Genomic DNA, 11,366 nt, shown 5'->3' with positions numbered 1-11,366 from the left:
CTAAGAAATCAACCGGGACTGCCACCGTTGACCGGCCGATAGAAGCGAGTACCGACCCCCATGACGTCCCTCATCTCCTGGCTCGACGCGTCAACCGAGGAAAACTCGAAAATGCGCGAGCTCGTGAAGCTCTTCGGCACGCCGGAAACCACCGATGACCTCGGCATGGGCCAGCTGCGCGATGCAATCAGCAACAGCTTGTTCCCGGGGACGTCCGTGCTGCACCTCGGCGCGCGCTACATGCTCCTCGTCCCGTGGGCCTATCAAACTGCCCACCGCAGCACGCGAAACCCGGAAGACCTGCGCAAGCGGTCCGAGGAATCAGAGCGGCAGCTGATCGGCAGGCTCAAAGAGATCGGCGAAGAAAGCTACATCGGAAGCGACGCCGGCCGGAACGTTAAGCAGCTCCCCTCGGCAGCCTATTGGACCGCCCTGCGCACGTACGGCATCGTCAGCCCGGACACCGACCGCTCCGCCGTCGCCCAGCTCATGTGCGCAGACGCCTCCACTCCTGAAGACGGCGAAAACATCTACTCGGTCTGGAACCAGACTCTCCCCAAGCCTCCGGCCGGCTTTCCCCAGGCCGAGGAGCGCGGTCTCACGCTGACCCACGACGAAGCCCGCTGGCTGCAGGAACGCATCCTGACCACCTGCTCGGGCACCATGCTGGCTCACCTAGTCGGATCCGAGGTCAGCCCCACGCCGGGACTCTGGGCACCCTGGCTGGACCCGGCGTGCCGAAGCGCTCAGGGTGACCCCGCGCAGTGGCTCAAGGACGCAGAGGCGTTCTCCTTCATCCACAACGGCGCCACCAGCCTCTACCAGCACTTGCTCGCGGAACTCTCGGCAAAGGTCTTCTCCGCTGGAGCGGACAACCTGGAGCCCACACACGAGCTCCTCGCAGCGTGGGAGGAGCAGCGGCACAGTAAACGCGAGCTCCTCGCCGGCTGGGATGTCGACGGCTTCATCGACCGGGCCACGGCCCTGAACCGCGGCATCAACAGCAACACCGCCGGCTTCGCCCGGGCCATGGCCGAGGCAGCCACAAGCCCCGGAGAACTGATCGACAACCACGAATTCCGTGCCGCCGTCGAAACCCGGGAGAAGCTCATGAAGAAGTCCAACTCGCGGTTCCGCAACGAACGCCGGCTCCGCGCCTGGCAGCCGCCGGCCCGGGTGGGAGCCCTGACTTTCCGCTGGACGCAGGTGCGCCGGAACGTCCTAGACATCCACGCAGGACTCGCACTGGAAGGGCAGCCGAATGCTTGAGGCAGCAAACAGGCAGGCACTCACCCAGCAGCTGCGCCCGCCGGCAGGGTTCCGGCTCTCTCACGCCGTGGGCACCACCTTCACCCTGGACATGACCAGCGCCCTGTCGGTACCGCTGAGCTTCGTCGCAGGCTCCGGGGAAGAATTCACCAATCCGGTGGCGGTGCTCAGCGCCCTGCGCAAAGTCTCCGACCGCGTAGACATCTTCTGCCAGGCCGGCCACATCAAAGCACCCTCGGACGCCTCGGACCTGCTCGCGCTGCTGGAACCGATGGTCCACCAGGTCAGCGTCCGGCGCGGGCTGTTCCACCCGAAGGTCTGGCTCCTCGAATTCGAGAACGACACCGAACGCCGTTACCGCTTCCTGTGCAGCAGCCGCAACCTCACCACCGACGCCAGCTGGGACCTCCTCGTCCGGCTGGACGGCGAACTCGCGCACGTCGCCGAGGATAGCGGGCCAGACAGCGGGCCCCTGGCCCGCTTCATCGCCCGGCTCCCTGACCTCTGCACAGTGACGCCCGACGCCGGGCGGCTGGCCAGGGTGCGCGGCCTCGCCGCCCGCCTGGCGAACGTCCGCTGGGAGCTGCCCGAGGACATCCACCGCTTGGCCTTCCGTCCGATGGGCATGGGCGAAGCCTTCGAACAGGGCTCAATCGTGGCGCACCTTCGCGATCCGGAGAACTTCATCGCGCTCAACAATAAGTCCGGTGAGAGAGCTCACCTCGGCCGGGACAAGCTGGTCATTTCTCCCTTCCTCGATGACAAGCTGCTCGGCCGGCTACAGGACAGATGGACAGACAACCTCTACGTCTACTCGCGGGGTGATCAACTGGACCTCCTCCAAGAGCAGACGGTTGCCGATACCCGCACTTCGTTCCAAGCCTTCGACGAGCGCGGCATCCCCGAGTCGTCGCACTCAGGTTTGAGTGATACGGATGAATCCGGACTCCAGCGCGTGGCGGACGATCTGACCGGACTGCACGCCAAGGCCTACTTCTGCGACTACGACCACTACACCTACGCCCTCCTGGGGTCGGCCAACGCCACCGAGGCAGGCTTCACCAAGAACGTGGAGTTCCTGCTGGAAATGCGGGGAGCCAAGAAACGCCTGGGTGTCCAGAGCATCCGGGAAAGTCTCAAGGACGTGCCCTTCGCCGATTTCCTGGGCACCGGCGGCGCGGCCCGCACAGAAGAAGACGTGGCAGCCTTCCGGCTGGAGAACGCGCTGCGGGAGGCTGCAGCGCACCGGTTCCTCCTCGACGCCGTCCCCGACGGCGATGCCAAAAACACTTTCACGGTTGCCGCCTCCCATGACTGGTCGCCCAAGCCCGAGTTCACCGCGAAGCTGCGGCTCCTCTCTCTCCCCCAGCCAAGCGCCGTCGTCGCGCCCTCTGGCGGTCAGCACAAACACGTTTTCCACGCCATACCGCTCGCGGACGTGACCCCGTACTTGGTGTTGACGCTTGAGGACCCGGTCGCCGGACTGTCCAAGAGCACGGTGATCCAAGGCAGCCTCCGCACCGATCCGGTGGGACGACTGGATGAGATCATCGCCCGCCAGCTGGACGATCCGCAAAAGCTCCGGCAGTTCCTGCTGCTGTTCCTCACACCGGAGGACGCCCTTCCCGGGTCCGGAACCGGCACGGGATGGTTCGCCGGTTCCGGGTTCGGAGATGGCTCCACCGCGGGACTCTTCGAAGCGATGGTGGGCGCGATGGCGGGTCCGGACGCCGGCTCGGTCTTCCCGGATTTGAAAGTAGTGATGGACCGGCTGCTCGCCCTTCGCGGCGAAGATCCGGAGATTCAGCAGCTGCACGCACTGTGGACGGCAGCCACCGAGGCACTAGACATGGGGGAACTTCATGGGGTTTGACGCAACGCCCGCGCTGGACGGCCTCCGGGGCTTTCAGCGCCGGACCGTGGAACACGTCTTCAAGCGCCTCTATCTGGATGACCAGCCGGCGGACCGTTTCCTCGTCGCGGACGAGACCGGGCTGGGCAAGAGCATGGTGGCCCGCGGCGTCATCGCCAAGGCCATTGAACTGCTCGACCGGCCCGACTCCGGGGTGAACCGCATCGACGTCGTCTATGTCTGCTCGAACGCTGACCTGGCCAAGCAGAACCTCGGCCGGCTGAACGTCACCGGGCAGAAGGACATCATCGAGTCCGGCCGGCTGACACTGCTGCCCACCGAGCTGGCCAAGCTCAACGCTCCGGCCGCGCCGGGAACCCGGAAGCGCGTCAACTTCATCTCGCTGACTCCGGGCACGTCGTTCAACGTCGGAGGGGCAACCGGCCAGGCCAAAGAACGGGCGGTGCTCTTCCGCATCATCACGCAGCTTGGCGTCATCGGCGAGGAACAGCACGACGACGCCGTCGAGCTGCTCCGCGCCGGCGCCTCCCCACAGAATTTTGCACGCCGCGTCCAGTACATGCACGAGCAGTTCCCCGACGGTTTCGCGGTCCCCGTGCGGAACCGCTTCCGCACGCTGGCGCACCAGAGCGGCAACCTTCCGGCGTTCCGCAAGGCCCTGCGCGAGGCGGCGCGCGATGGGGCGGAGACGGTCCGGCCGCGCATGAGCGCCATCATCGGCGGGCTCCGGGGAGATCTGGCCCAAGCCGGGCTGGATTGTCTGGAACCTGACCTGATCATCCTGGACGAGTTCCAGCGGTTCCGCGATCTGCTCTACTCCCCCGGCACCGCGCCCGACGACGAGGATTCCGCGGCGGAGCTGGCGCGGCAGTTCCTGAACTACAAGGGCGCCAAACTCATCCTGCTCTCGGCCACGCCGTACAAGGCGCACACCGGAGCGAACGAGGAAGACGGGGACGACCACGCCGCGGACTTCCGGCAGCTGCTGCGTTTCCTGAGCAGCGAACGGCCGGGGTACATGGAGGGCCTCGAGGCAGATCTGGACGGGCGCCGGACCCAGCTGCTGAAGCAGGTCCCGGACGACGCGCTGACCCACCGCATCGAGGACGGCCTGAAGCTCTTCATGAGCCGCACGGAGCGGCCCCAGCTGGGCAAAGACGACATGTTGTCCGTGATCGAGATGGCACCGACGGATGTCCGGGCCGGAGACCTCACCAGCTACAAGTCCCTGTCCGCTGTGTTCCGGGCAACGCGCACCGGCAATCCGATGGAATATTGGAAATCCGTTCCGATGTTCGCGCACTTCCTCACTGACTACAAGGTCGGCAGGATGCTGGACGGCAGGATCCACTGCGACCGGGAAGCCGTTAACCCGGTGCTGCCGGCCCTCGCGACCATCGACCCGGACGCTTATCGCAGCTACGGCGCTGTGGAGACCGACAATGCCAAATTCCGGGCTGTGCGCGAGCACACCGTCGGACAGGGCTGGTGGAAGCTGCTGTGGATGCCGCCGTCGCTCCCCTATGTGGAACCTTCCGGCGCGTTCGCCGAGGTGGGCCCGGACGTCACCAAGCAGCTGGTCTTCTCCGCCTGGAACGCCGCCCCGACGGCGATCACCACGATGCTCTCCTACGAGGCAGAGCGGCAGATTCTGGAAGGGTCACCGCTGCACGGTGAAAACACGGCCGAGGCCCGCAAGCGCTTCCGTGGCCGGCTCAGGTTCCGCGTCCGCGACGGTGAGCCCCAGGCCATGTCCACCCTGGCGTTGTTCATCCCCCACGCTGCTCTGGCACTGGCGGGTGACCCACTGGAGAGTGCCTCCATGACTGGTTCCCTGGTGCCCGGGGACGCGGTGCGGGAGGCCGCGGCAGCGGCAGGCAAGGACATCGTTGGCGGCGCCGTCGTTGATCCGGCCAGTCGGCTCGGTGCCTGGGCGTCCTACTTCTCGGTGCCGGGTGCCCTGCCGGCAGAGTGGAAGAACAATGCCAAACTGGCCACGCGGGAGCTGCGTCAGCTGGACGAGTACACCCAGCAGCAGGGCAAAGCCTCGGAGGACGCGGACGCCGAGCAGGATGGTGGCTCCGAGGCGGGGCTCTACCTGGCCCACGTTGACCGGATGCTTGAGGCGTCTGTGGGAGAAGCAGCGGGCTGGGAGGACGGGATTGAAGATCTGGCCGTAAATTCCCCCGCCAACTGCCTCTACCGAGCCTTGAGGCGCGTAGTACCGGACGATTTTGACGGCACCGAGCTGTGGAAGGCCGCTGTGTTCGCAGCGACCGGCCTGCGCACGCTGTTCAACCGGCTCGACGCAACCGAGCTGCTGGACAAGCTCTACCCTGAAGGTGACTACTGGCAAAAGGTCCTGCGCTACTGCGAGGCGGGAAACCTCCAGGCCGTGTTGGACGAGTACGTCTTCCAGCTCCGCAGCCAGCAGGCCCCCGGGTTGGTAACTGCCGAGCAGCTGTGGTCGCTTGCTGATGACATCCGGCGCTCATTGTCCCTCAAGCCAGCGCAGATGCTCGCGAAATATCCGGACGGTTCCCACGAGGATCTCCGCATGGGCAGCCGATTCGCCGTGCGCTACAGCAACGCCAAGACGGACGACGGCGACAGCAACCGCATGCCCGACGTCCGTCGGGCCTTCAACAGCCCGTTCTGGCCCTTCCTGCTTGCGTCTACGTCGGTAGGCCAGGAGGGAATCGACTTCCACTGGTGGGCCCACTCGGTCATCCACTGGAACGTGCCCGGCAACCCTGTCGATTTCGAACAGCGCGAAGGCCGGGTGCACCGGTATTTGGGGCATGCAGTGCGGAAGAATGTCGCTTGCCGGCATGGCCGTGACGTTCTGAAGCCGGGCGTCACTGATCCTTGGCAGTCCATCTTCACAGTGGCCGCAGACGCGGTCGCCGCACTGACAACGAATGAGACCACTGAGTTCGCTCCACACTGGATCTACCGGGGCCAGCACAAGATCGAGCGGCGGCTTCTGGATCACCCGCTGAGCCGGGACGTACCGAGGACGAAGCACATGCTTGCCGGCCTGGCGAAGTACCGGCTCACGCTGGGCCAGGCACGGCAGGATGATCTGCTGGGTCTGATCAAGGACGGGATTGAGATACGGCCTCTGAATTTGCGGCCTTAGCTCGGTGGTATGCCAAGGCCCACGGCGCGATGTCTCCATGCCCGCAGGCAGACTGCGACGCGTGGAGACACCGCAGGCGTTTGACACTCTGAGCTCAAACCGCCGACGCACGGTCGGCGACAACGTCATGGAGGCACTTTGCGGTTCCGCCGTTCAATAACTCGGAGAACCCTGCAGAGGAGACCACGCACACGTGGTGCTGGCGACGATCTTGGTTGATGACATCGAGTAGTTTGTCGCTGAACTGAATTTTCATATTCGTAACGACCTGGCCGCTCAGGTCACCATGAACGAGGAGAGATATCTGACCCGTCAGGTCATTCTTGAACCTCCCGCCCTTGGTCTTGATGATCTTTGCTAAGTTCTCCCGTTTGACGTGCTCTCCGGAGACAACAACCTTGCCTGTCATTGTCACCGTCTGTCCGCGAAGGGTGTTCACGAAGCCGTTGCATGATCCTGAATACTGGTACATTCCGTTACTCCTGCTCGATTTGGACTAGGCCGCCATGAAGTCTTGGTTGTCCTGGCAGTCCCAGAAGTCATCCTCTGAGAGGCGATGCGTCCACAGACGAAAATGCTTTGCGGCCTGCTGCGCGATGCGATTTCCGGGGTATCCCCTGCCGTCGGACCAAGCTGCCAGTTCCAGATGAGTCGTGGTCTTAACTACGTCCTGCACAGCCGGGAAACAATCGCTGTCCCCCGAGAAGAGGATGAGCGTGTCGAACCGATGAGACTCGGCCGTCTTGACCAGATCCAGGCTTAGACGAACATCAACGCCCGATTCCTTGGGCTGAACGCGATACTTCGCATAGTGGAGGGGCAAGTACGTGGCATGAATCAACGGATCCGCAGCCCATCGGCGTTGCTCGTCCCGAAAGATCTTCGTGGCTTCGGGATCCGAGAATCGTTCTGGGCTGCCTCGAAAAAGAAAGACCCCCGCCAGCATGCCCTCTTTCCTGCGCTTTGACATGATTGATTCAGCAACGCGGCGCGGCGAAACATGCGTGGTCCACTTCTCAAAATCTCTGGCGAAGAGGTCATGCCCCACAAGGTGGACGTTCGAATAATCGAGAAAGACTGCGATTCTATCCATAGTATTTATCTCCTTTAACAGGTGAAGCCGCCACGGTTTACGTGACGGCATTTAGATCTATGATTTCCTGGTGGAACAAGATTCAAATCGTTCTTCGAACTACAGCATGTCTTTCGGTGCCATTCGGAGGATATTCCGAATAGATAAATCGGCCAGATACAAAAGAAGCCCCGCACCTTGAGGTGCGGGGAGTTCCGTTGACTTGAGTGTGAGGCACAGGGCGCAGAATGTCAAATTCGAAGCAAGTCTCACCCTTAGTGGCCCCGAAGGAATGCTCGGCTTCGGGGCCACTGGGGCCATAACCCACAGGACCCCGGCTCTCGAAGCCGGCGCCCGCAGGGACGACGCCAAGCATCCGCCCCGGGCAACCAGCGGCCGACGAAACAGCCACGCATTAAAGAGACGCTCCGACTCGGTGCATCTACTCGGCAGCAGAAATGTCGCTGCTGACCGATAACCTTGTCGGCAGTGGAAAGAATCGCAATTTGGGGGACACATGAGCGCGCTCGATGAAGAGCAACAGGCCGCACTGCGGAAGTTCAAACAAGAGACTTGGGATACTGCGCCGGACGATTCAGCAGGACGGGCGCGGACCTCGTCACCGGCACGCAATACCCGGGTCGGAAAAACGCATGGAGCTGGGGGCAAGCGTGGTTCGGGCAAATCCCGGTCTGGGGCTAGCACGGCAACCGTTTTGCTCGGCGACATCGTGAAGGAGACCCGCCTACCGTTGCACGTGCTTGAACGCGAGTCACGTCGCGCCGGGGTCCGGCTTAGTGCCAGGCCTAGTCAGACCCGTCTCTTTCCGGAAGAGGTGGAGCATCTTCGGCGCTTTGCTGCCGGGGCACCGAAACCGCAGCTGCTCACCCGTGCCACCTACAGACCGGACCCAAAAGGCCACATCAGCCTTGCTGACTACAACCGAATAGAGCCAGATTTCAAGGCCAGTCTGCTTGCCTTCGGCTACCTTCCGACGCGCCAAGACCTAAAGCGATTCCCGAGCCGAGCATGGCCGGGAATCATAAGGCACCACTGGCGAATTGGGGCGCAGACGATGCAACGGAATCGTGCCTACGCCTCCGAAATGCAGCGGAACGGTGCACCATCCACTGCAACTCTTGCAGCGGCTCAGCCAAAAACCGTCACCTCAACTGCGCCAAAGGCCTCGGCAGTCGGCGCGACCGCTGTTTCTAGCCCGATGGCTGCCAAGATCAAGCGCGAACTCGACGCGCGCCGGCACCGCCGGGAAATCGATCCTGAGTCCGCTCCTGAGCCGGCAGGCATCACGCTCGCCACACCCCGCACGGATCCCATCCCCACGACCATAGGTCCCGGCAACGCGGCCTTGGCAGACCTACAAATGACGCTCGGCGATTTTGCACCCAAGCATCATCCCGCTTTCTTCCGCAGCCTGGCTTCGGTGCTGAAGTTGGACGAACGCAATGTCAGGGCGCTTTCGTCCGACACAGATCCTCGGAAACTCACAGACAGAGCCGTCCGAAGCCTTATTAGCCTGGTCTGCCACGGGAAGTTCGGTCTATTCGCCTACCACGATGTCAGTAACACTCTCCGGTCCGGCGCCCGAAGAAGTAGCCGAAACGCGACACCACGAGGCACGCAGACAGCCCTCACTAATCTTCGTCCCATGCACACCGGTGTCCTGACCGACACGGGCAAGAGCCGCTTCATTTTCTGGCATGTAGAGCAGGATGCATCCCAGCTGGCGGTCGTCACTTTCGGGGCCATGTCCGATTGGGTTCAGGGAATGAGCTTGGGACAGTACGTCCCCCTACGTGGTCGGCTGATCACCGTGGCACGCCACGCGAAGCTGAGCGAGATGGACCAAGAGGACTCCCAGTTCATGGCGGAGGCGGCCGTCAAGCTTCGAAAGGGCATCCACATCCGCCGGTCGGCGCCAGCATCACCAGAACCGCGCGGACGGAATTACCTCGACGTTCCCACTACCGCACCCCAACGGACTCTCACCTACAAGCCGCATAGCGACTGGCTGATTCCGGTCGTCATCGAGAACGGTTTCGCGACTGCGGGTCTCCGCGAAGACTTCTTTTCGAATTACGGCGGCAGAAGCGCGCACGAAGTGCGGGAGTTCTACCGCCGGGCCCCTGGCAGTTCACGGAACGACCCGAAGACGGTCCTGGTAAGCGCCCACACCCGCGGGGGTTACGACGTCGGTGACATTAGCTTCATGCCGACAGTGACGATCATGCGGGAGAAATGAGCCGCAGGATCAAAATTTCCGCCGGACAACTACTTACCTATTGCGCCACTGCGGCCGCTGTTGCGAACACATTCCCCGACATCGACCTGTGCAGCTCCCACGTGATCGCTATCGGTTTCATGCCCCGCATACTGCCATAATCCACCTGCCCGAGGCAGGTGTAGGGAACGGTCAGCCCGGTCTCGTGCCCTGAGGTGCCCCTGGTGAAGATCAGGATCTTCGAGCCATGCGCAGCCCGGTCCAGGTACCGCCTGCGTGTCGGGCTACCCGGCGAGGTCGCGTTCGCGTTCTGCGACTCCCAGCGGAACAGCTCCAGACTGAGGCATCGTTCTTGTACATGGTCGTGGCTGAATGCTTCTTGTCGTCTTCGTTGACCATGACGAAGACGGCGGCCGTGGACGTCGCCGAGCACTACGCGGCGACCCGCGGTGCTGCACGTCCTTGCCGAGCTCCAGCGAACTTACTGCAGCGCGGCCAGGATCTCTTCGCTCTGGTATGTCGCGTGCCAGAGCAGCCGGCGAGACCGAGTCCCAGAGCAGCAACTCTGGCTTATTCGATTGAAGCCAGTCCGCACTAGCAGGCACTCTAAGCTTCCCTGAAACGAGCATAGGCAACTTCTAAAAGCGATCTGCTGGGACGCTCCGCACGTTTAGATGGGACGCTCATGAGTGGCTGCCTATGCCGCTCTTGGAGACCATACCTCAGCATCGGGCCGTCAACCTCGGCCAGAATGTCGGTCCTGATTTCGACTATTAGGTCCGGTCGGACTCCGAGGATTTTCGAATCAAACGCTGCATGGTGAATTTTGCACATTGCCATGCCATTGACCACGGTCGGCACCCCGTCCTCCTCCGTGTCCGGAATGATGTGAGCGGCGTCCAGCAACACCTTGTGCTTCAGGTTACAGATGGCGCAGCTCGTTCCATATGCGTGAAGGACCGTGGACCGAAATAGCCGTTGATGGAGCCGCGTACGGGCGATTCTCGTTCCATAGCGCTTTATGACAGCAATTTCCATCGGTGATTCAGGACCAGCGTCACTGTCGAGAAGTACTCGCTGTGGATCAATATCCACGATGAACTGCTGGCTTTCCACCTCCTCGTCTATCAAGAAAACTGGGAATACCGGCTGAAATAACCCTGGGGCGACCCCGAAGAACCAAATTAAGGGAAGACCCTCGTGCATGGCGGTGCGCAACGCCCTGTTATCGGAAGCCTCGGCGTCATCCCCTTGCCATTTGTAGCGCAGCATCCCGTCTGGACCGACTTCGTCCTCGTAAGGCCTGTCCTCACCCGGGCGCCGAAAAGTTGTACTAATGGACAATGCTGCCTTCAATTGGCGAGGTTTCCAGATGCCACGCTGTCTACTCTTTAACGGCAATCTCGTCCCTTCAAATTCGAAATCTTCGAGATCGAGATAGCCGATTGAGTCCTGACCGTCGTTGGTGCGGACTGCTAACCAAGCCTGCGCTGCCTGTCGAATACGGGAATCCAGCGAATGCAATGGGTCGTTCAAATATCGGAGAACATCGGATTTGGGGACCTTAAAGGTTTGATGGTTCCCAATATCGTCGGCCAAATATGCGTTTGGAAATATGCCCCGTTGCACATAGTCAGTCACAGTGCTCTGATGGCGACCAATCATCGCGGCCACTTCCCTTGTACCCAGATGAGGCCCTGCGACTACGGGAGCTTGAGGAAATACACGTCTCATGTCGCCAGGATAGCGGGAAAGGACACGGAGGGTTCCC

Annotated in this window: 7 protein-coding genes; 4 read left to right on the top strand and 3 right to left on the bottom strand. The window is 62.2% G+C overall.

The window, feature by feature from the left end; all coding sequences use genetic code 11:
• Positions 1–60: 60 nt before the first annotated feature.
• Genes C566_RS0108725 through C566_RS21165 form a run of 3 tightly spaced genes read left to right on the top strand, consistent with a single transcriptional unit; the run spans position 61 to position 6,284 of the window.
• The gene (locus C566_RS0108725; RefSeq protein ID WP_018773949.1) at positions 61–1,269 is read left to right on the top strand and encodes a DUF6361 family protein; all 1,209 of its coding nucleotides are present in this window, start codon (positions 61–63) and stop codon (positions 1,267–1,269) included.
• Positions 1,262–3,142 (top strand): phospholipase D family protein, encoded by a 1,881-nt coding sequence (locus C566_RS0108720; RefSeq protein WP_018773948.1) that lies wholly within the window; start codon positions 1,262–1,264, stop codon positions 3,140–3,142. The genes C566_RS0108725 and C566_RS0108720 overlap by 8 nt, the downstream gene beginning before the upstream one ends.
• Complete coding sequence (locus tag C566_RS21165) at positions 3,132–6,284, top strand: DEAD/DEAH box helicase (RefSeq protein ID WP_018773947.1); 3,153 nt, start codon at positions 3,132–3,134, stop codon at positions 6,282–6,284. Before C566_RS0108720 ends, C566_RS21165 begins: the two co-directional genes overlap by 11 nt.
• A gap of 94 nt (positions 6,285–6,378) precedes the next feature.
• Here the strand turns inward: C566_RS21165 and C566_RS0108710 are convergent, their stop codons facing one another.
• Both C566_RS0108710 and C566_RS22090 read right to left on the bottom strand, forming a co-directional pair.
• Entirely contained in the window at positions 6,379–6,756 is a 378-nt protein-coding gene (locus tag C566_RS0108710; RefSeq protein ID WP_018773946.1) for a hypothetical protein, read from the bottom strand.
• A 24-nt stretch (positions 6,757–6,780) separates the two neighbouring features.
• Positions 6,781–7,377: an NYN domain-containing protein gene (locus C566_RS22090; RefSeq protein WP_018773945.1), complete on the bottom strand. Its 597-nt coding sequence runs from the start codon at positions 7,375–7,377 to the stop codon at positions 6,781–6,783.
• Positions 7,378–7,873: 496 nt separating this feature from the next.
• Here C566_RS22090 and C566_RS22685 point away from each other — a divergent pair, with 496 nt between their 5' ends.
• Positions 7,874–9,616 (top strand): hypothetical protein, encoded by a 1,743-nt coding sequence (locus tag C566_RS22685; RefSeq protein ID WP_155846810.1) that lies wholly within the window; start codon positions 7,874–7,876, stop codon positions 9,614–9,616.
• Positions 9,617–10,201: 585 nt separating this feature from the next.
• Here C566_RS22685 and C566_RS22680 read toward each other — a convergent pair.
• Positions 10,202–11,329, bottom strand: coding sequence for an HNH endonuclease (locus C566_RS22680; RefSeq protein ID WP_231386293.1), 1,128 nt, complete (start codon positions 11,327–11,329; stop codon positions 10,202–10,204).
• Positions 11,330–11,366: the final 37 nt, after the last annotated feature.

Source organism: Arthrobacter sp. 131MFCol6.1 (genome assembly GCF_000374925.1).
Classification (GTDB): Bacteria; Actinomycetota; Actinomycetes; order Actinomycetales; family Micrococcaceae; genus Arthrobacter.
The sequence above is the reverse complement of the archived record's forward strand: the minus strand, read 5'-3'. Positions and strand labels throughout refer to the sequence as shown.

What these genes read in the sequence shown, in the direction of transcription:
- C566_RS0108725 (WP_018773949.1), top strand. Translation starts at nt 61, where the DNA reads ATGACGTCCCTCATCTCCTGGCTCGACGCGTCAACCGAGGAAAACTCG.
- C566_RS0108720 (WP_018773948.1), top strand. Translation starts at nt 1,262, where the DNA reads ATGCTTGAGGCAGCAAACAGGCAGGCACTCACCCAGCAGCTGCGCCCG.
- C566_RS21165 (WP_018773947.1), top strand. Translation starts at nt 3,132, where the DNA reads ATGGGGTTTGACGCAACGCCCGCGCTGGACGGCCTCCGGGGCTTTCAG.
- C566_RS0108710 (WP_018773946.1), bottom strand. Translation starts at nt 6,756, where the DNA reads ATGTACCAGTATTCAGGATCATGCAACGGCTTCGTGAACACCCTTCGC.
- C566_RS22090 (WP_018773945.1), bottom strand. Translation starts at nt 7,377, where the DNA reads ATGGATAGAATCGCAGTCTTTCTCGATTATTCGAACGTCCACCTTGTG.
- C566_RS22685 (WP_155846810.1), top strand. Translation starts at nt 7,874, where the DNA reads ATGAGCGCGCTCGATGAAGAGCAACAGGCCGCACTGCGGAAGTTCAAA.
- C566_RS22680 (WP_231386293.1), bottom strand. Translation starts at nt 11,329, where the DNA reads ATGAGACGTGTATTTCCTCAAGCTCCCGTAGTCGCAGGGCCTCATCTG.